Origin of the sequence: Micromonospora sp. CA-244673 (genome assembly GCF_050948395.1) — a bacterium.
In the GTDB taxonomy this organism is placed as follows: domain Bacteria; phylum Actinomycetota; class Actinomycetes; order Mycobacteriales; family Micromonosporaceae; genus Micromonospora.
This window is the reverse complement of sequence record NZ_CP192019.1, coordinates 4029628-4049632: the sequence shown is the minus strand read 5'-3', so window position 1 is coordinate 4049632 and position 20005 is coordinate 4029628. Positions and strand designations below refer to the sequence as shown.

13 protein-coding genes are annotated in these 20005 nt (G+C 72.0%); 8 read left to right on the top strand and 5 right to left on the bottom strand.

Features of this window, described 5'->3' with window-relative positions; translation table 11 throughout:
• Positions 1-167 precede the first annotated feature (167 nt).
• Both ACQP12_RS18960 and ACQP12_RS18955 read left to right on the top strand, forming a co-directional pair.
• A complete protein-coding gene (locus tag ACQP12_RS18960) occupies positions 168-1244 on the top strand; it encodes a DUF6081 family protein (protein ID WP_433280621.1) in 1077 nt (358 codons plus the stop codon).
• A gap of 61 nt (positions 1245-1305) precedes the next feature.
• Entirely contained in the window at positions 1306-1611 is a 306-nt protein-coding gene (locus ACQP12_RS18955) for a DUF1330 domain-containing protein (protein WP_357950621.1), read from the top strand.
• A gap of 11 nt (positions 1612-1622) precedes the next feature.
• Here the strand turns inward: ACQP12_RS18955 and ACQP12_RS18950 are convergent, their stop codons facing one another.
• The 3 genes from ACQP12_RS18950 to ACQP12_RS18940 all read right to left on the bottom strand — a co-directional run bounded on the left by ACQP12_RS18950 (position 1623) and on the right by ACQP12_RS18940 (position 6742).
• Positions 1623-2366: an N-acetyltransferase gene (locus ACQP12_RS18950; RefSeq protein ID WP_433280619.1), complete on the bottom strand. Its 744-nt coding sequence runs from the start codon at positions 2364-2366 to the stop codon at positions 1623-1625.
• Between the two features lie 101 nt (positions 2367-2467).
• Positions 2468-5611: a GH92 family glycosyl hydrolase gene (locus ACQP12_RS18945; RefSeq protein WP_433280616.1), complete on the bottom strand. Its 3144-nt coding sequence runs from the start codon at positions 5609-5611 to the stop codon at positions 2468-2470.
• 102 nt (positions 5612-5713) lie between these two features.
• On the bottom strand, positions 5714-6742 hold the full coding sequence (locus tag ACQP12_RS18940) for a LacI family DNA-binding transcriptional regulator (RefSeq protein WP_433280614.1): 1029 nt from the start codon (positions 6740-6742) through the stop codon (positions 5714-5716).
• Positions 6743-7100: 358 nt separating this feature from the next.
• On the opposite strand from ACQP12_RS18940, the gene mmsA reads away from it, so the two are divergent.
• The 3 genes from mmsA to ACQP12_RS18925 are packed head-to-tail and all read left to right on the top strand — an operon-like array spanning position 7101 to position 11107.
• Entirely contained in the window at positions 7101-8648 is a 1548-nt protein-coding gene (gene mmsA / locus ACQP12_RS18935; protein ID WP_433280612.1) for a multiple monosaccharide ABC transporter ATP-binding protein, read from the top strand.
• Positions 8645-9943: a multiple monosaccharide ABC transporter permease gene (gene mmsB, locus ACQP12_RS18930; protein ID WP_357946827.1), complete on the top strand. Its 1299-nt coding sequence runs from the start codon at positions 8645-8647 to the stop codon at positions 9941-9943. Before mmsA ends, mmsB begins: the two co-directional genes overlap by 4 nt.
• A 54-nt stretch (positions 9944-9997) precedes the next feature.
• Entirely contained in the window at positions 9998-11107 is a 1110-nt protein-coding gene (locus ACQP12_RS18925) for a substrate-binding domain-containing protein (protein ID WP_433280609.1), read from the top strand.
• A 97-nt stretch (positions 11108-11204) separates the two neighbouring features.
• Here the strand turns inward: ACQP12_RS18925 and ACQP12_RS18920 are convergent, their stop codons facing one another.
• Positions 11205-16664, bottom strand: coding sequence for a carboxyl transferase domain-containing protein (locus tag ACQP12_RS18920; protein WP_433280607.1), 5460 nt, complete (start codon positions 16662-16664; stop codon positions 11205-11207).
• Between the two features lie 276 nt (positions 16665-16940).
• On the opposite strand from ACQP12_RS18920, the gene ACQP12_RS18915 reads away from it, so the two are divergent.
• Positions 16941-17654: an NADPH-dependent F420 reductase gene (locus ACQP12_RS18915; protein WP_433280606.1), complete on the top strand. Its 714-nt coding sequence runs from the start codon at positions 16941-16943 to the stop codon at positions 17652-17654.
• A complete protein-coding gene (locus ACQP12_RS18910) occupies positions 17651-18718 on the top strand; it encodes an LLM class flavin-dependent oxidoreductase (RefSeq protein WP_433280604.1) in 1068 nt (355 codons plus the stop codon). Before ACQP12_RS18915 ends, ACQP12_RS18910 begins: the two co-directional genes overlap by 4 nt.
• A gap of 72 nt (positions 18719-18790) precedes the next feature.
• Here ACQP12_RS18910 and ACQP12_RS18905 read toward each other — a convergent pair whose 3' ends face one another.
• Positions 18791-19255 (bottom strand): MarR family winged helix-turn-helix transcriptional regulator, encoded by a 465-nt coding sequence (locus ACQP12_RS18905; RefSeq protein WP_433280601.1) that lies wholly within the window; start codon positions 19253-19255, stop codon positions 18791-18793.
• A gap of 139 nt (positions 19256-19394) precedes the next feature.
• Here ACQP12_RS18905 and ACQP12_RS18900 point away from each other — a divergent pair, with 139 nt between their 5' ends.
• Complete coding sequence (locus tag ACQP12_RS18900) at positions 19395-19955, top strand: NADPH-dependent FMN reductase (protein ID WP_433280599.1); 561 nt, start codon at positions 19395-19397, stop codon at positions 19953-19955.
• The last annotated feature ends 50 nt before the right edge of the window (positions 19956-20005 follow it).

Sequence of the window (20005 nt, the reverse complement as noted above, 5' to 3'; positions counted from 1 at the left end):
TCCTGGCGTCGTCCGGACGACACCGCCCTGGCAGGGCGGCCCGCCGTCCAGGCCGGCCGGCCGCGCCGTGCGGTGGATGTCGCGACGGCATCCACCTCGGACGATGGTTCGAGGTGGGGGCCGCCACTGCCGGCGCGGCTCCCGAGCATCAACGCAGGGAGGACGACGTGCGCAGACAGGACGGGTTACGCCGGTTGCTGGGCGCGGCAACGGTCGTGCTGGTGGTGGGGGGTCCGGGAGTGGCGTCGCCGGCCGTCGCGGCGGCGCCGGGGTCGCGGCCGAGGGTCGTGCACTACGACTCGGCGGACCTGGCCGAGTACGAACGGAAGTGGTCGAACATCTACGGCCCGCTGGACGGGGCGACCCGCGCCGTCGACGCCGGGGTGCTCACGGTCAGCGACGTGCCGTTCAAGACCGGTGTGGACTACAGCGTCTACGACCATCTCAAGTACATGGCGGTCAGCAACCGCACCTTCCCGGTGCCCCGGCAGGGATCGGTCGAGTTCTCCGTGGACATCACGGCGCGCACCCCGGGCGCGACCGGCGGGCACGTGGTGCACGGCCGGTACGGGCCGCCCGGCTCCGCCGCCGTCGCCGGCCCGGCCGCCCGCCCCTACGCCGGCGCGGTCCTGGAGGGGCAGCAGGCGGCCGTCGTGCTCAACATGATCGACTTCTGCACCGGGCAGCTCTTCGACTGGTTCGTCTCCGGCACCCGCGCGTTCCCGCTGATCGAGCGGCTGCCCAGCACGGTCACCGGCAACACCACCAACCCGGACTGCCCGGACGCCGATGAGGTCGGTCTGGACCGGGCGTACACGCAGATCATCCGGGAGGTGCCGATCACGCCGGGCGTGCCGCACCGGGCCGCGATCCGCTACCGCGAGGCCGGCGGGCACGCCAGCGTGACGTACCTGCTGGACGGCGTGGAGGTCGCGCGGGTCGGGCAGGTGGGCGTGCCGCTGGACCGGCAGGGCGTCGCCTACACCGGCACGTACCCGTCGCTGGGCGCCGGCGAGCCGCTGGCCGGGAAGATCCGGTCGTTCTCCATGGCGCACGGCCTGTTCAGCCTGCTCGACGCGTTCCCGTTCCAGTACGGCTGCACCCCGCCGGACGCCACCGGCCCGGGCGTCTGCGACCCGCGGTACGCGCCCTACAGCGTCTCCATCCCGCCCGCCGAACGGGCCTTCGGCCAGGGCGCGGTCGGTTCGTTCCGCAACTTCACCGTCCGCACGGTCGGCCGGTAGGCGGCCTCCGCCACCGGGCCGGGGGACACCGGCGGCGCGTACCGGTGAGTAGCCTGGGTCGGTGACCGTCTACGCCCTCGCGCAGATCACCGTCCACGACCGGCAGCGCTACGACCGGTACGTCGCCGCCTTCCTGCCCGTCCTGGCCCGGCACGGCGGCCGGCTGCTCGCCGCCGACGCGTCCCCGCGGGTGGTCGAGGGGAGCTGGCCCCACGAGAAGGTCGTGCTCATGTCCTTCGACAACCGCGAGGACTTCGAGCGGTGGTCCACCTCGCCGGAATACCGGGAGATCTCCCGGGACCGGGAGGCGGCCACCGAGGGCGTCGTCCTCCTGCTCGACGGGATCGGTCACGCCTGGCCGGCCTGACCGCTTGCCCCTCACAGCCGGTGCCGCACCCACACGTTCGGCTCGACGTACGCGGCGTGGTCGTGCGCCACGTCGACCAGCACCGGCGCCAGCGCGCCCGGCACGTGCACCGGCCCGCTGGTGTCGAACGGCAGGCCGGTCCACCCCCGCCAGTCGGCCAGGGTGCCGGTGACCGCCATCGACCGGGGCGCCACCCGCTCGATCACCCCGCCGGCCCGGACGTGTACCCGCAGCCACGGGTCGACCGGCAGGCCGTCGGGGCGCACCCGGGCCGCGTACTCGGTCATCGGCAGGTCGGGGACGGCGGCCTTGCCGTTCGGGCGCACCGGCGCGACGAGGGTGTCGAAGCCCTGCCGGGCGACCGCCTCGCGCATCGCCGCGAGCATCAACCCGGACACCCCGCCGCCGCGCCGGTCCGGCCGCACGCAGATCTCCAGGGCGGAGACCAGGTTCGGGGTGGCGCCGGTGAGCCGGTTGATCGCGGCCCGCTGGATCATCCGGTCCCAGCCGCCGTCGGGCAGCTCGTCCTCCGTCCAGCGCAGCGGGACGGCGTACGCCCGGGCGACGGCGCGGCCCGGATCGGCGGGGTCGACGGCGGCGAAGACGAACTCCGGGTAGAGGTCGTCGGCCACGCTGTAGTACACGGAGCCCATCGGGTCCCAGAGCATGAACTGCGGCCAGGCGCCGTCGAAATCCTTGTCGAGCAGCGGCGCCAGGTCGGGGCGCTCCGCCAGGCTCACGATGTCCAGGTTCACGCCGGGCACCGTAGAGCGACCACCGCCCGAACCGCACGCCCTTTTCCGCTCCGGCGTCGGCCGGTGCCCGCGGGCACCGGCCGACGCGGGACGCGCCGCGGTCAGGTGCCGAAGACCTCGACCTCGTAGAGGCGGGCGGCCGGATCGGTGGTCTGGGTGGGGGTGAGCACCTTCACCAGCACGTACCGGCCGTCGACGGACATCGGGTGGCTGCTCACGCCCGCCGTGTTGCCCCGGACCTGGGCGACGGTCGTCCACGTCACCCCGTCGGGGGAGACCTGCAGGTCGAAGTCCCGCGTGTTCCAGGCGGGATCCTCGCCACCGGCGGCGGCGTGGTGGACGGTGATCGACTGGAGGTGGTGGGCGGCGCCCAGATCGATGCGGAGCGACTTCGTGCCGCCGGTCGCGCACCACTTGTCGGAGTTGCCGCCGGAGGTGCTGCCGTTGACGGCCTTCTCGGGCCCCTCCGTGCTCGCGCACTGCGAGTCGGCGGTGGCGGGCCGGTTCAGCGCCAGGTTGGTCGCGCCCGCCGTGCCGTACACCTCGAACTCACCGATCCGGGCGGCGGTGTTGCCGTTGTTGGTGGGCGTGGTGACGGTGAGCCGGACGTACCGGGCCGTCGTGGCGGGGACGGGGTGGTAGGTGCGGCTCGCGCGGTTGCCGGTCACGGTGGCGCGGGTCGTCCAGGCGCTCCCGTCGGTGCTGGTCTGGATGGTGAACGCACCGGTGTTCCAGCCGGTGTTCTCCCCGCCGAGCCCGGCGTGCTCGACCACGAAGGACCCGACGGTCCGGTTCGCTCCGAGGTCGACCTGGAGGAACTTCGTGCCGGAGGCGAGCGAGCACCACTTGCTGGCGCTGCCCAGGCGGCCGTCGAACGCCTTCTCCGGCCCCTCGGCGGTGTTGCACGCGGCCGAGCCGGTGGCCGGCTTGCCGGCGGCCAGGTTGGCGCCCAGCTCCGGTGCGGCGGCCGGCGGGGTGGCCCCGTCGGTGAACGACGGCGGGACGTCGGCGGGGTTCGTGCCCCACGAGGAGGGCGCGCCTCCCATCGTGTACGACAGGGTGGCGCCGCCCGCGAGGTCGCCGTAGCGCAGCCAGGTGCGCTGGGTCGTTGCCCCGTTGACGGCGAGGCTCTGCACGTACTGGTTCCCCTGGCCGGCGTTGGCGGCGGTGATCTGGACGTCACCGGCCGGCCGGTCGACGAGGACCGACGGGAAGATCGGGCCGTGCAAGGCGAGGGTGTCCGCGCCCGGGGTGGGCGGATACATGCCGAGGGCGGACCAGACGTACCAGGCGGAGGTGGCGCCGAGATCGTCGTTGCCGGGCAGGCCGCCGGGGCCCGTGGTGAACGACTCGTTCATGATCCGCCGGACCGCGGCGCTGGTGCCGGCCGGGGCCGCGGCGAAGTGGTAGGCCCAGGGGACGCCGTGTTCCGGCTCGTTGCCGATGTAGAAGTACGGCTGCGACTGGCCGCCGTTGGTCTGGGTGAAGTGGTGGTCGAGCCGCTGGACGGCGGTCTGCCGCCCACCCATGAGGTCGATCAGGGCGGCGAGGTTGTAGGGGACCATCCAGGTGTACTGCGAGGCGTTGCCCTCGACGAAGTTCGACTGGCTGGCCGGGTCGAGCGGCCACGGCCAGGTGCCGTCGGCGTTGCGCGGGTGGACGTAGCCCGACTCGGGGTTGAACGTGTTGCGCCACCACTGCGCCCGCGCCATGTGCGTGTCGTAGGTGGCGGTGTCGCCCAGGGCCCGGGCGAACTGGGCCACGGCGAAGTCGCTGGCGGAGTATTCCAGCGAGTCCGACGGGTCGCCGTCGATGTAGTGGCGCTGGACGTAGCCGCTCTGCCGGCCGCGGATCGGGCTGCCCTGGGTGGTGCCGCCGGCGGAACTCTTCTTCATGAGGGCCAGCGCCGCCGCGGTGTCGAACCCGCGTACGCCGAACTGGTACATGCTGTCGACGATGATGGGACCGGGGTCGCCGGTCATGACGAAGGCCTCGTTGTGGTTGTGCGACCACTTCGGCAGCAGGCCGCCCTGCTGGCCGTCGAGCACCATGGACCGGGCGATGTCGGTCGCCTCGGCGGGCGCGAGGAAGGCGATCAGCGCGGCCCAGGACCGGTAGATGTCCCAACCGGAGTAGTTCTGGTAGACCGGGTGGCCGGCGGTGTGGACGGCGTTGTCGAAGCCGCGGTACTGCCCGTCGACGTCGCTGGCCAGGTTGGGGTTGATGAACACGCGGTACAGCGCGGTGTAGAACTTCTGCAGGTCGGCGGCGGCCCCGCCGGTGACCTGCACGCGGTTGAGGATCGCGTTCCACTGGGCGTCGGCGTCGGCGCGGACGGTGTCGAAGGCGAAGCCGGACTGCTCGGCGGCGAGGTTGGCCTGCGCGCCCGCCGGGCTGACGAAGGAGATGCCGACCTTGACCTGCACGACCGGGTCGCCGGAGGTGTCGAAGGTCAGGTAGCCGCCGGAGTTGGTGCCGCTGGCGCTCGTGGAGCCGGCGGTGACGGTGCCGCCGAGCCAGGTGCCGACGCCGCTCGGTGCGCGGTCGAACTCCATCCGGTAGAAGATCTGGTACGTCCTGCTGTTGCCGCAGAAGCCGCCGCCGGTGACGCTGCCGGTCACGGTGGAGCCGCTGATCTGGATGGAGCCGGCGCGGTTGCCGGTGGCGCTGCGACTGGTGTTGATCAGCACCCGCGCGGTGCTCGTCGCGGGATAGGTCAGGCGCAGGGCGGCGCTGCGCCGGGTGGCCGACGCCTCCACCCGGGTGTTGCCGTAGTTGCTGAGCACGGCCCGGTAGAAGCCGGGGCGGGCCTGTTCCTGTGCCTTGTCCTGGGTGGCGCGGTAGGAGGTCCACGAGGTGCCCGGCGAGGCGCCGAGCGCGCCGGTGACGGGCAGGATCCCGAGGTCCTCGTTGTTGGCGCAGCCGGCGCCGTTGAAGTGGGTGAGGCTGAACTCCTCGATCTGGGTGTCGCCGAAGCGGTAGCCGGACGGTGAGGCCGTGGGGGTGTCCGGGCTCAGTTGCACCATGCCGAAGGGCTGCACGGGGCCGGGCACGGTGCTGCCGCCAGCGCCGCCGCCGACGGGGTTCGGCGCGTTGCTGTCGTCGGTGCCGATGAACGGGTTCACGTACGGGGTGAGGTTGAGCGGCGCCGCGGCGGCGGGCGAGGCGACCGCGACGAGTGCGGACGCTGCGGTGACGGCGGTGGCCACCAGGGTGAGCGGACGGGACGGGCCTGATCGGAGCATGAGGCGATCCTCCTTAGGCGCGGACGACCCTGCGTGACATCGTTGTCATCGACAGGTGTCACCGTCCTGTGTAGAGCCCAGGGAGGTGTGTGTCAATGGGGACTAGGGCGAGGGCGGGGCGGGCGACCGCTCGCCCGAGCCGCGGGCCAGCAGCCGGGTCGGGATCACCACCTGGCGAGCCGGGCCGCGATGGCCGTCGATCCGGTCGAGCAGCAGCCCGGCCGCCCGGCGGCCCATGTCCTCCGGGTCGTGCGCCACGACGCTCACGCCCAGGACGTCGCCGACGTCCACCTCGTCGAAGCCCACCAGCGCGGGCGGGGCGGGGTGATTCCGCAGGGCCCGCAGGGCGCCCAGCGTGATCCGGTTGTTCATGGTGAACAGGGCGGTCGGCGGGGCGGCGCGGCCCAGCAGCCCGAGCACGGCCCGTTCGGCGGCGGCGACGTCGTGCGCGTTCTCCACCAGGTAGTCCGCCCAGTTCGTCACGCCGACCGCGCGCATGGCCTCGGCGAAGCCGTCCAGCCGGTCCCGGTGGGTGCTCAGGCGGGCCAGGTCGCCCACCACGCCGATGCGCCGGTGGCCGGCCGCGGTCAGGTGGGCGCCGGCCTGCCGGGCGCCGTGGTGGTTGTCCAGCAGCACGGTGTCCGCCGTGAGCTCGACCGGCGGCCGGTCCACGAACACGAACGGGATGCCGTGGCGGTGTTCGGCCGCGAAGTGGGCGTGCTCGGTCGCGGTCGAGGCGATCACCAGGCCGCGGACCCGCCGCTCCAGCAGCGCGTCGGCGAGCCGCCGCTCCCACTCCGGATCCTCGTCGGTGCTCGCGGTGATCAACTGGAGGCCCCGCATGCGCAGGTCGCGCTCCAGGCCCCCGGCCAGCCGGGAGTAGAAGGGGTTCGCGAGGTCGCCGATGAGCAGGCCCACCAGCGTGGAGGTGCTCGCGCCGCGACGGAGCTCGCGGGCCACCCCGTTCAGCCGGTAGCCGAGCTGGTCGGCGGCGTCGCGCACCCGCGACCGGGTCTCCGGGGCCACCCGGGGCTCGCCCCCGAGGGCCCGGGAGGCGGTCTTCACCGACACGCCGGACAGCGCCGCGACCTGCGCCAGGCTCGGTCGACCTGCGTTCCGGTCAGCGGTCATGGCGGGAATTATGACACCGGGGTGTCCGGGGATCGCCGGCTCGGACCGGCGGTCGGCGGCGCCGCAGCGCGGCGGCCGCCGGGTCACGAGGGCGGCTCGGGAACAGCGGTATACGATGGCGCGTCAACGATGTCATGGGCGGGTTGCTAGCACCCCTGCCGCGCTTGTCGCCAAGCCGCAGGGGCGTCGTGAAGGTCACTGAGCGTGGCGGTCGATATTACCGACTTGTTACGCAAAAGAGCGACTTGGGCACTTGCGGAAGCGCCCCCGACGAGATTTCCTTGCCCACGACAACGAAAAGTGAGCGAAGGTCATAACCCGCGGAGGCGGCCATGGCGTTGGCAAGGCGGTGGGAGCGATGAGCGATCTGCCCGTCCTCCTGGAGATGCGCTCCATCACCAAGGAGTTCCCAGGCGTCAAGGCCCTGGCCGACGTCAACCTGGTGGTCCGCGCCGGCGAGATCCACGCCATCGTCGGCGAGAACGGCGCCGGCAAGTCGACGCTGATGAAGGTGCTCAGCGGCGTCTACCCGTACGGCAGCTACGACGGCCAGATCATCTACCAGGGCGCCGAGACCCGCTTCTCGGACATCCGGGCGAGCGAGAACGCCGGGATCGTGATCATCCACCAGGAGCTCGCGCTCATCCCGGGCATGTCGATCGCCGAGAACATCTTCCTCGGCAACGAGCCCCGCAAGCGGGGAGCGATCGACTGGAAGGCCGCGAACCGGATGGCGCTGGACCTGATGGCCCGGGTCGGCCTGCGGGAAAACCCGGACACCCTGGTCAAGGACATCGGCGTCGGCAAGCAGCAGCTCGTGGAGATCGCCAAGGCGTTCGCCAAGGACGTCAAGTTGCTCATCCTGGACGAGCCGACGGCCGCGCTCAACGAGGCCGACTCCCAGCACCTGCTGGACCTGCTGCGCGGTTTCCGCTCGCGGGGCATCACCTCGATCATGATCTCGCACAAGCTGAACGAGATCGAGGCGATCGCCGACGAGATCACCGTCCTGCGCGACGGCCGGACCGTCGAGACGCTGGACGTCAAGGCGGACGGCGTCGACGAGGACCGGATCGTGCGGGGCATGGTCGGCCGCGAGCTGCACAGCCGGTTTCCGGACCACACCCCGAAGATCGGTGAGGTCTTCTTCGAGGTCCGGAACTGGAACGTCCGGCACCCGATCTCCGCCGAGCGGCAGGTCTGCAAGAACGAGAGCTTCGTCGTACGCCGCGGCGAGATCGTCGGCTTCGCCGGCCTGATGGGCGCCGGCCGCACCGAGCTGGCGATGAGCGTCTTCGGCCGCTCCTACGGGGTGTACGAGTCGGGCACGATCATCAAGGACGGCAAGGAGATCGTCCTCAAGTCGGTGGCGGACGCGATCGCCCACGGGCTCGCCTACGTCAGCGAGGACCGCAAGGCGATCGGCCTGAACCTGCTCGACGACATCAAGACCTCCACGGTCGCCGCGAAGCTGTCGAAGATCTCGCGCCACGGCGTCCTGGACGAGGTCGCGGAGTACAAGGCGGCCGAGTCCTACCGCCGGGAGCTGCGCACCAAGGCGCCCACGGTCGACGAGGGCGTCTCCAAGCTCTCGGGCGGCAACCAGCAGAAGGTCGTCCTGGCGAAGTGGATGTTCACGGACCCGGACCTCCTGATCCTCGACGAGCCGACCCGCGGCATCGACGTGGGCGCCAAGTACGAGATCTACGGCATCATCCAGCGGCTCGCCGACCAGGGGAAGGGCGTCGTCGTCATCTCCTCGGAGCTCCCGGAGCTGATCGGGCTCTGCGACCGCATCTACACCGTGTTCGAAGGCGCCATCACCGGCGAGATCGCCCGGCAGGACGCGGACCCGGAAACCCTCATGAAGCAGATGACCTCGACGAAGAAGATGCAGACACGATGAGCCGAATCAAGGACCTGCAGAAGAACCTCTTCGGAGGGACCACGTCCAACGCCCGCCAGTTCGGGATGATCTTCACCCTGGTGGCGATCGTCGTCCTGTTCCAGATCCTCACGGACGGCCTGACCCTGCGGTCGGACAACCTGATCGCGTTGTTCAACCAGAACTCCTACATCCTCATCCTGGCCATCGGCATGCTGATGGTGATCGTCGCCGGGCACATCGACCTCTCGGTCGGCTCGATCGCGGCCTTCACCGGCATCCTGGTGGCCAAGTCGATGGCGGAATGGTCGCTGCCCTGGCCCGTGGCCATCCTGTTCGGCCTGGTGATCGGCGCGATCATCGGCGCCTGGCAGGGCTTCTGGGTCGCCTACGTCGGGGTGCCCGCGTTCATCGTCACCCTGGCCGGCATGCTGCTCTTCCGCGGTGGCAACCAGTTCATCGGCAACGCGAACACGATCTCCGTGCCGGAGGGCTTCCGGGTGATCGGCTCCGGCTTCCTGCCCGAGGTCGGCCCGAACACCGGCTACAACAACCTGACGCTCCTGCTCGGCCTCGCCGCGTGCGTGGCGGTGGTGTGGCGGGAGTTCCAGGCCCGCAGGACCCGCCGGGAGATGGACGCCGAGCCCGCCCCGATGTGGATCTCGGTGCTCCGGATGGCCGTCATGGTCGGCGTGATCGTCTTCGCGTCGCTGCGTTTCGCCAGCGGCCGGGTCGGCACGAGCTTCCCGGTCTCCGGCATCATCCTGGTGGCGCTGGTGCTCGCCTACTCCTTCTACACCCGGAACACCGCCGGCGGCCGGCACATCTACGCGGTCGGCGGCAACTCCCGGGCCGCGGAGCTCTCCGGTGTGAAGCTCCAGCGGGTCAACTTCTTCGTCATGATGAACATGGCCGTCCTGGCCTCCCTGGCGGGCATGATCTTCGTGGCCCGTTCGGCGGCCTCCGGCCCGCAGGACGGCAACGGCTGGGAGCTGGACGCGATCGCGGCGGTCTTCATCGGTGGCGCGGCCGTCTCGGGCGGCATCGGCACCATCAGCGGCTCGATCGTCGGCGGTCTGGTCATGGCCGTGCTGAACAACGGCCTTCAGCTGCTCGGCGTCGGCACCGACCGGGTCCAGATCATCAAGGGCCTCGTGCTGCTGCTGGCCGTCGCGCTCGACGTCTACAACAAGAAGCAGGGCAAGTTCTCGATCATCGGGAGCCTCACCCGCTCGTTCCGCCGCGACACGCCCACCCCGCCCACGGCACCACCGGACGCGGACCGGGAGACCGCCCGCACGGCCGTGCCGAGCTGACGTTCCACCCCGCCTCACACCCCGTATCACCTCTCCAGAAGGGCACCACCAGCCATGCGTAAACTGATCGGCAAGTCGATGGCCATCGGCGCCATCGCGGCGCTGGCCCTGACCGCCACCGCCTGCGGCTCCGGCCGCGACGGCGACACCGGCGGCGCCAAGGGCGGCGACACCAAGGGCTTCGCGGCCGACTCCCTGATCGGCGTCGCCCTGCCGTCCAAGACCTCGGAGAACTGGGTCCTCGCCGGCGACCTGTTCACCAACGGCCTCAAGGAGGCCGGCTTCAAGAGCGACGTGCAGTACGCCGGCGCGTCGACCACCGTCGCCGACCAGCAGGCGCAGATCACCGCCATGGTGACCAAGGGCGCCAAGGTCATCGTGATCGGCGCGACCGACGCCGCGCAGCTCTCCACCCAGGTGGCCGCGGCGCACGCCGCCGGCGCGAAGGTCATCGCGTACGACCGCCTGATCACCAACACCCAGGACCTCGACTACTACGTCGCGTTCGACAACTTCAAGGTCGGCCAGCTCCAGGGCCAGGCCCTGCTGGACGGCATGAAGGCCAAGAAGCCGAACGGCCCGTACAACATCGAGCTGTTCTCCGGCTCGCCGGACGACAACAACGCCGGTGTCTTCTTCAACGGCGCCATGGACGTGCTCAAGCCGGAGATCGACAAGGGCAACGTCGTCGTCGCCTCGAAGCAGACCGACGTCAAGCAGACCGCCATCCAGGGCTGGAAGGCCGAGGGTGCGCAGGCCCGCATGGACCAGCTGCTGACCTCGACCTACGGCAACAAGGAGCTGGACGGCGTCCTCTCCCCGAACGACACCCTGGCCCGCGCGATCATCACCTCGATCAAGGGCGCCGGCAAGAAGATCCCGGTCGTCACCGGTCAGGACTCCGAGGTCGAGTCGGTCAAGTCGATCATGGCTGGCGAGCAGTACATGACGATCAACAAGGACACCCGGAACCTGGTCAAGCAGACCATCGAGATGGTGAAGTCCCTGCAGGCCGGTAACACCCCCGAGGTCAACGACACCAAGTCGTACAACAACGGCGTGAAGGTCGTGGACACCTACCTGCTCCCGCCGGTGGCCGTCACCAAGGCCAACGCGGCCGAGGCGTACGCCAACGACCCGAAGCTGGCCCCGCTCACCAAGTAATCCCTCGCACGGCGGAAGGGCCCCGGAGTTCGCTCCGGGGCCCTTCTTCGTGCGCGTCGCGGTCGGGGCGTCGGCCGCCCCGACCGCGCCGGGCGGGTCACCGCAGGTGCGCCTCGATGGCGTCGATGACGCGCGGGCGGAGTTCCGCCGCGCGGATGACGGCGTCGACCGAGCCGACCTCGACGGCGCGCTGGATGTGGTGCACCCGGTCGAACTCCGTGGCCACCTCGCCGAGCTTCTCCGCGCGGACCGACGAGCGCAGCTCGTCCAGCTCCGCGGTCAGCGCGGCACGGTCGGCGCCGGAGGCGGCCGCCACGCGGGCCTCCAGGTCCCGCACCCGCGGGTCGGTCGCCGTGCGGGCGTTGACGTCGCCGGAGAAGACCACCGCGGCGGCCGGGGCGCCGCCCAGCACCGAGGCGAACGAGCCCTCCAGCGCCAACACGGTCATGGTGGGGTTCAACGCCTTGGAGAACACCACGAACGCGCCGCCGTGGTAGCGGGAGATCACGCAGAACACGATGGGCCCGCGGAAGTTCACGATGGCCCGGCCGATCTCGGCGCCGTACTCCAGCTGCAGCTTGCGCATCGACTCGGGTGAGCCGTCGAAGCCCGACAGGTTCGCCAGCACCACCAGCGGCCGGTTGCCGCTGGCCGCGTTGATCGCCCGCGCGGCCTTCTTCGACGAGCGCGGGAACAGCGTGCCGGCCGTGTAGGTGTCCGGGCCGTCGGTGGGCGGGAAGCCGCGGCGCGGCACCGCCCGGGACTCGATGCCGAGCAGGCACACCGGGATGCCGCCGAGGTGCACGTCCTGCACCACCGCGGTCTCCGCGTCGGCCATGCCCGCCCAGCGTTCCAGCACCGGGTGGTCCTGGTCGGAGAGCGCCCGCATCACGGTCCGGATGTCGAACGGCTTCTTCCGGTCCGGGTTGGCCGCGGCGGAGAAGATCTCGCCGACGGTGGTGAAGTCGCTGCCCGCCACGGTGTGCGGGAAGTCCGAGATGTCCCGGTCGACGGGGTCGGTCGTGGTGGCCCGTCGCGGCGCCGCCTCGCCCGGCGCCACGTACGTGTGCTCGTAGTGCGCCATCAGCACGTCCCGGGCGGCGGGCAGGTCCGGCGCCCAGTACTGCGCCTGCCCGTTCGGGCCCATCACCCGGTCGTAGCCGCCGATGCCGAAGTTGTCCTCGGCCGACACGCCGCCGGAGAAGTCGAGCGACTGCTTGCCGGTGAGCACCATGGCCGAGTCCGGCGTCATCACCAGGACGCCCCGGGTGTGCATGAGCATCGTCGCCTCGGCGTTCCAGTACGGCTGCGCGCCGACGTTGATGCCCGCCACCACGATGTTGATCTCACCGCCGTCCTGGGTGAACTCGACGATCCGCTTGAGCGCGGCCGCCACCCAGTCCATGTTCTCCGTGCCGGAGGTCATGGAGATCCGGGCGCCGGCGGACAGCGCGTACCACTCCAGCGGCACCCCCATCCGCTCCGCCAGGTCCAGCGCGGCGATCACGCGGCGGCACTCCGGCTCGGACAGCGCGCCGAGCGCCTTCGTGGGGTCGCCGAGCAGCACGACGCGGGTGACGCCCTGCGGGTGCCGCGGGGTCGGCGTGGTGACCACGCCCGCCACGATCGCCGCGGTGTTGCGCCCCCGGGGCCGGTCGACCGGCACCAGCGCGTGCTTCTCGTCGAGGTCGTGCTCGACGAAGTCACCGAGCAGGCCGGTCAGCTCGTACGGGTACACCGTGTTGCGGCTGCTCGCGCGCAGCACCTTCAGCCGGTAGTCGTCCAGCGGCTCGACCGGTTCGACCGGCGGCTCGCCGACGCTCAGCTCGGCGCCGCCGGTGGCGTTGAACGAGATCCGTACGGCGATCTTGGTCAGCTCGCCGGTCCTCCGGTCGCGCTGCCGCGCGATGAACAGGATCTCCTCCAGCCCGGCGCCCGCGGTCGTCGGGCGGACCCGCCCGGCGATCATCTCCATCTCCTCGCGGGTCAGCTCGCTCGGCGGCCAGACGTAGATCACGATGCGGTTGGTCTGGAAGCGCGTCTTCGCCGGTCGCCGCGACTGCGCCCGCCGGATCGAGTCGAGGCAGGCGGCGACGGTGTCCTCGGTCGTCGGCAGGGCGACCAGCCGCCCGTCGTGCTCGCGCAGCGCGGTCAGGTCGCGCACCTGCGCGAACGCCACGAGGCGCTGGTCCGACGGGTTCTCCCGCGCCACGCACTGGAAGAGGTACACCTCCTCGTCCGACGACGGCAGGCGGGTCAGGTCGAACTCGCGCAGCCGCTCCAGCTGCATCCGCTGCGCGATGTACGGGTGCAGGCCGCGGATCAGCCGCTCCTCGGCCATCCCACTGCCCGACGGGCGGAAGGTGAAGTGGTGGTGCATCACCGCGCCGGCACGGCCCGCCACGGTGGTGGTGACCCGGCGGACCTGCGGCGGCAGCGGGTGCGCCTCGATGACCTCGTGCAGCGCGGCGGCCATCCCGTCGAAGTCCTCGGGCTGGTCCTCCCAGGCGAGGTAGATGTCGGCGTCGATGGGGTCCGCGCCACCCGCCAGCTCGGCGAGCCCGCGCAGGGCGCCGCCGAGCGCGTCGAAGCGCACCGCGGCGGAGACCACGCTCGAGTCCGCGCGCTCGGCGACCACGAACGTGCAGCCCGCGACCTCGCGGGTGCCGACGGCGGTGAGCCCCTTGTTCCCGTAGTACCGCCGGGTCAGCACCTCCAGCATCACCGCGTTGTCGAGGTGGTCGCGCACGAGCCGCTGGCCGAGCAGCCGCACCAGCGGCTCGGTGCTGCGCACCATCTCGGCGACGCGGTCGCCGCGGTCCGGGGCGTCCGGGTGCGCGTCCAGGTGGCGCAGGTGCCGGCGGACCTCGGCGTAGACGCGGGCGCGGTTGCGGCGCAGCAGCGGCTGGGCGAACCAGGCGAACACCACGCCACGGGCGAGGTCGGCGACCACCGGGAAGCGGACCTGGGTCGCGGCCACCAGCCGCTCCAGCGCGAGGCCGGCGGGCTCGCGCAGCGTGTCGTCCGGCGGCGGCTCCCGCAGCCAGGACCGCAGCAGCGCCGCGACGACCGTGGCGTCGGCGGACGCCCGCTGCTGGGCGAGGAAGATCCGGAACACGGCGGCCTCGAGCGCGGGGGAGCGCTCCAGGTCGGTGACCCCGTAGTGGCCGAGCGCCTTGGCGAGCTTGGCCTGGAACGCGTTCGGCAGCCCGGCCCGCTCGATGTCGAGGCTCTGCAGGTAGGTGTGGAAGTACTCGCGGGCGCTGGGGACGTGGCCGTCGCCGTCCTCGCCGGTCGGCCGGTTGCGGCTCAGCTCGGCGAGGTCGGCGAACACGTTGACGAGTTCGAGCTCTTCGGCCAGCGGCCGGTGGCCCTCCTCGGTCGCCGCCCGGCGGGCGGCGAGGTAGTCGTCGAGCACCCGGCGGTCGTCGTGCGGGTCGACGTCGAAGCCCAGCAGGAGGCCGCGCAGGTCCTCCTGGCCGCGCGCGGCCCTCGTGCGCGCCGGGACCGCACCGGGCTCGGCGGGCAGGTCCAGCTCGACGGTGGCCGCGGCCGGGGCGTCGGTGGCCTCGGCGTCGGAGTCGGCGACCGGCTCCAGCCGCAGCAGTGGCGCGCCGGCCTCCACCTGGCTGCCCACGGAGACGGCGCACTCCTTCAGTCGCGCCTTGAACGGCGCCCGCAGCACCGTCTCCATCTTCATGGCCTCCAGCACCAGCACCGGCGCGCCCGCCTCGACCTCGGCGCCGACCGCCAGCGGGGTGGCCACGACCAGCGCGGGCATGGGGGAGCGGAGCACCCCGCCCTCGTCCCGGCTGACCCGGTGCGTGACGCCGTCCACCTCGACCAGGTGGATCGGGCCGTGGGTGTCGGTGAGCAGGCGGTACCGGGCGCCGTTGACGACGATCTGCCCGGTGTGCCGGTCGAAGCGGTCCAGCTCGACGTCGGCCGTGCGGACGCCGCCGGCCGTCTCGATGCCGACCCGGAACCGGTGCGCGCCCACGCGCGCCACGCGCATCCGGTAGCCGACGCCGCGGAGCTTGAGGTCCAGCGGGCGCCCGCTCTTGTGCTGCACCTGCGGCCGGCCGCCGGCCGCCGTCGACAGCAGTCGCTGCCGCTCGACGCGCTCCTCCTCCTCGTACGCCTCGATGGCGGCGGCCGCCAGCGCGACGGCGGAGTGCCGGTGCGCGACGAGGCGGCCCTCGCCGCGGACGCGGTCGATCCAGCCGGTGTCCGCGCTGGCGTCGACGACCTCGGGCTGGTCGAGCAGGTCGAGCACGAAGCTCTTGTTCGTCGCGCCGCCCTCGATGATCACCGTGGTGTTCGCCAGGGCCCGGCGCAGCCGGCCGAGCGCCTCGTCGCGGTCCCGGCCGTAGGCGATGATCTTCGCGATCATCGAGTCGAAGTCGGCGGGGATGGTGTCGCCCTCGCTCACGCCGGTGTCCACCCGGATGCCCGGCCCGGCCGGCAGGTCCAGGCGGGCGATGCGACCGGGGGAGGGCGCGAAGTCGCGGTCGGGGTCCTCGGCGTTCAGCCGGGCCTCGATGGCGTGGCCCCGCTCCGCGGGCGGCTCGCCGTCGAGGCGCCCGCCCGCTGCCACGTGCAGCTGAGCCTTGACCAGGTCGAACCCGGTGGTGGACTCGGTGATCGGGTGCTCCACCTGCAGGCGGGTGTTGACCTCGAGGAACGCGAAGAGCCGGTCGCCGGGGTGGTAGAGGAACTCGACGGTCGCCGCGCCGCGGTAGCCGACCGCCACGGCCAGCCGCTCGGCCGACGCCTTGAGCTCCGCGGCCTGCTCCGGGCTGAGCACCGGCGACGCCGACTCCTCGATGACCTTCTGGTTGCGTCGCTGCACCGAGCAGTCCCGGACGCCCAGCGCCCACGCGGTGCCCTGGCCGTCGGCGATCACCTGGACCTCGACGTGCCGGGCGCCGGTGACCAGGCGCTCCAGGAACACGACGCCGCTGCCGAACGCCCGCGCCGCCTCCTGGCTGGTGCGCTCGTACGCGTCGTCCAGCTCGGCCTCGTTCGTGATCACGCGGATGCCGCGCCCGCCGCCGCCGGCGGTGGCCTTCAGCATCAGCGGGTAGCCGATCTCGGCCGCCGCGGCGCGGGCGGCGTCCAGGGTCTCGACGGCGCCGCGGCTCCACGGCGCGACCGGCACGCCGACCTCCTCGGCGATCAGCTTCGCGCCGATCTTGTCACCGAGCTGGCGCATGGCCTCCGGGCTCGGCCCCACGAAGGCGACCCCGATCTTGTCGCACAGCTCGGCGAACGCCGGGTCCTCGGCCACGAAGCCCCAGCCGACCCAGGCGGCGTCCGCCCGGGTCTCCACGAGCGCGCGCTCCAGCACGGCCAGGTTCAGGTACGGGCGCGCGGACGCGGGACCGAGGTCGTAGGCGACGTCCGACTCGCGCACGAACGTGGCGTCGCGGTCGACGTCGGTGTGCAGGGCGACGGTCTCGATCCGGGTCCCGGTCTCCGCGGCCAGCTCCCGGACGGCGTGGATGAGCCGCATCGCGGCCTCTCCACGGTTGACGATGGCGATACGGCTGAACACCCGACCGACCCCTCCGTTGGACCCACGATGTACGCGCCGCGAGGCGACGGCCCCCGGCAGTGATCACCTTTCCCGCTGCCGGCGGCCCGCGCCATGTCGTAACCGCCGAAGCCTGAGCGGCGCCAGTTGTAGGAACCGAACAAAACTTTTTGGCGGTCAGCGGGCGCCGCGGCACCGAGGTCGCGCGCCGACGGGACGGTCCGTGTGATCGAGGCTTCCTTGACCGGTCAAGCATGCGAGATATGCTTGACCGGTCAAGGAAATGAGGTGGCAGGTATGCGGGACGACGATCTCGCCGTGGGCGTCGCTCCGGCCCCGGCGACGGCCCTGTCGTCCCGGCCGCGGGTCGCCGTGCTCGGCGCCGGGCACACCGGACCGGTGATCGCCCGGGTGGCGATGGCCTCCGGGTCTCCGGTGACGATCGCGGCTTCCGGCGACCCCGCGAACATCGCCCTGATCACCGGCGTGCTGGCCCCCGGCGCCGAGGCGCGCTGGGCGGCCGACGCCGTCGCCGACGCCGGGATCGTCGTGCTGGCGATACCGCTGCACCGGTTCCCGGACCTCGATCCCGCCCTGCTCGCCGGCAAGCTCGTCGTCGACACGATGAACTACTGGCCGCCCGTCGACGGTGTCCAGGAGATGTTCGACGACCCCCGGCACGGCAGCAGCGAGATCGTTCAGCGGCGGCTCGCCCGGTCGACGGTCGTGAAGACGCTGAACCACATCGGCTACCACGAGCTCGAGGACGACCGGCGCCCGGCGGGAGCGCCGGATCGCCGCGCGCTCGGCGTCGCCGGGGACGACCCGGCCGCCGTGCGGGCCGTGGCGGACCTCATCGAGGGCATCGGCTACGACGCCGTCCCGCTGGACAGCCTGCCCGCCGGCCGCCTGCTCCAGCCCGGTGGCCCGGTCTTCGGCGTGCCGCTGGGCCGGACCGGGTTCACGCGGGCGCTCGCCCACTCCCATCACACAGACAGAGGCTCATCGTGACCACAGCACCGTCGGACCCGGTACGCCCGGCCGCCTTTCCGCTCGTGCTCGGCCTGGACACCTTCGGCGACGTCACCCACGACGCCGACGACCGGCCGCTCTCGCACGCCCGCACGATCCGCGACATCGTCGAGCAGGGTGTCCTCGCGGACCAGGTCGGCGTGGACTTCTTCGGGATCGGTGAGCACCACACCGACGACTTCCCGCTCTCCGCCGCCGACGTGGTGCTGGGCGCGATCGCCGCCCGTACCACCCGGATCCGCCTCGGCTCGGCCGTCACGGTGCTCAGCTCCGACGACCCGGTACGGGTCTTCCAGCGCTACTCCACCCTCGACGCGGTCTCCGGCGGCCGGGCCGAGGTGATCCTCGGCCGGGGGTCCAGCATCGACTCGTTCCCGCTGTTCGGCTACGACCTGGCCGACTACGAGCAGCTCTTCGAGGAGAAGGCGCAACTCTTCGCCGAGCTGCGCAAGGGTGGACCGGTGACCTGGAAGGGCGCCATGCGGGCGCCGCTGCACGAGCAGGACGTCGTGCCGCACACCGAGTCGGGACCCTTCCCGGCCTGGATCGGCGTGGGCGGCAACCCGCAGTCGGTGATCCGGGCCGCGCGGTACGACTACGGCCTGATGCTCGCGATCATCGGCGGATCGCCGGCCCGCTTCGCGCCCTTCTCCCGGCTGTTCCACCAGGCGCTCGCGCAGCTCGGCAAGGCTCCGCTGCCGATCGGCGTGCACTCGCCCGGGCATGTCGCCGCCACCGACGAGCAGGCCCGCGAGGAGTTCTTCCCCCGCTACCAGCAGGTGCTCGGCCGGGTGGCCCGGACCCGCGGCTTCGCCGTACCCACGCGGGAGCCCTTCCTGCGCGAGGTGGGGCCGCACGGCGCGCTGTACGTCGGGTCGCCCGAGACCGTCGCCCGGAAGATCGCCGCGAACCTCACGGTGCTCGGCGCGAACCGCTTCGAGATGAAGTACGGCATGGGCGGGCTCTCGCACGGGTCCCTGATGACCGCCATCGAGCTCTACGGCACGCGGGTCGTCCCGCGCGTCCGGGAGCTGCTGAGCTGACCGGATCCCGGTCCGGCCGCCCGCGCCGCGCGACGGCCGGGCGGGTCCGGGCCGCCGTGACCGCGGGAGGGCTCAGTCGGCCGTTCCGACGCGCTGGAACGCGCGGGCCAACTGGACGAGGTCGATGCCCTCGAAGTGGTCGAGGAACCGCCGCCGCACGCTGGCCAGGTGACTCGGCCAGGACTCCTGGAGCCGGGCGAGGCCGGCGTCGGTGAGAACGGCGTTCCACCCGCGGGCGTCCTCGGAGCACTTGACCCGCTCGGCCAGGCCCTGCGTCTCCAGCCGGCCGATGGTGCGGGTCATCCCGCTCAGGGAGAGCTGGCACGCGGCGGCGAGTTCGCTCATCCGCATCCGCCGGTCGGGCGCCTCGGAGAGGTGCATGAGCGCCGTGTACTCGGTGAGGGGCAGCTGGCGGTCGCCCACCATGTCGGCGTCGATCGCGCGGGGCAGCACGTGCATGATCCGGCCCAGCGCCCGGACCAGCGCTTCCTCCTCGGCGTCGAGGGGGCGCGGGGATTTCGGTGCGGCTGCGGACATGCCCCCATCCTACTTGCTTGACCGAGCAACGACATGTCGGAACCGTGACGACCGCCACCGGTCCAAAGATTGCTTGACGAAGCAACAAAAGGCTAGCTTCTACTTGACCAGTCAAGGACTTCTGGAAGGGCACCACGACATGACCAGGATCGGAATCATCCTCGGCAGCACCCGCCCGGGTCGCAACGGCGAGGCTGTCGCCCGCTGGGCGGTCGACATCGCCAAGCAGCGCGGCGACGCGGAGTTCGAGCTCATCGATCTGCTGGATCACCAGCTGCCGCACCTGGACGAGGCGTACCCGCCGGCCATGGGCCAGTACACCCAGCCGCACACGCTGCGCTGGGCCAGCACCATCGCGTCGTTCGACGGGTTCGTGATGGTCACCCCGGAGTACAACCACTCCACGTCGGGCGCCCTGAAGAACGCCATCGACTTCCTCTACGCCGAGTGGAACAACAAGGCGGTCGGGTTCGTCAGCTACGGCTCCGCGGGCGGCGCCCGGGCCGTGGAGCACCTGCGGCTGATCGCCGGCGAGCTGCAGATGGCCGACGTGCGGTCCCAGGTGGCGCTGTCGCTCTTCACCGACTTCGAGAACTTCAGCGTCTTCAAGCCCAGCCAGTTCCAGCACGACGCGCTCAACACCACGCTCGACCAGGTCGTGGCCTGGAGCACCGCGCTCGCGCCGCTGCGCAACCGCTGAACACCGTCCCGCGACGGCCGCGGCACGGTCCGCGGCCGTCGCGGTGCCCG

Bases quoted from the DNA above. Each gene is read 5' to 3' on its own strand.
- ACQP12_RS18945 (WP_433280616.1), bottom strand. From the start codon at position 5,611: ATGCTCCGATCAGGCCCGTCCCGTCCGCTCACCCTGGTGGCCACCGCC.
- ACQP12_RS18940 (WP_433280614.1), bottom strand. From the start codon at position 6,742: ATGACCGCTGACCGGAACGCAGGTCGACCGAGCCTGGCGCAGGTCGCG.
- mmsA (WP_433280612.1), top strand. From the start codon at position 7,101: ATGAGCGATCTGCCCGTCCTCCTGGAGATGCGCTCCATCACCAAGGAG.
- mmsB (WP_357946827.1), top strand. From the start codon at position 8,645: ATGAGCCGAATCAAGGACCTGCAGAAGAACCTCTTCGGAGGGACCACG.
- ACQP12_RS18925 (WP_433280609.1), top strand. From the start codon at position 9,998: ATGCGTAAACTGATCGGCAAGTCGATGGCCATCGGCGCCATCGCGGCG.
- ACQP12_RS18915 (WP_433280606.1), top strand. From the start codon at position 16,941: ATGCGGGACGACGATCTCGCCGTGGGCGTCGCTCCGGCCCCGGCGACG.
- ACQP12_RS18905 (WP_433280601.1), bottom strand. From the start codon at position 19,255: ATGTCCGCAGCCGCACCGAAATCCCCGCGCCCCCTCGACGCCGAGGAG.
- ACQP12_RS18900 (WP_433280599.1), top strand. From the start codon at position 19,395: ATGACCAGGATCGGAATCATCCTCGGCAGCACCCGCCCGGGTCGCAAC.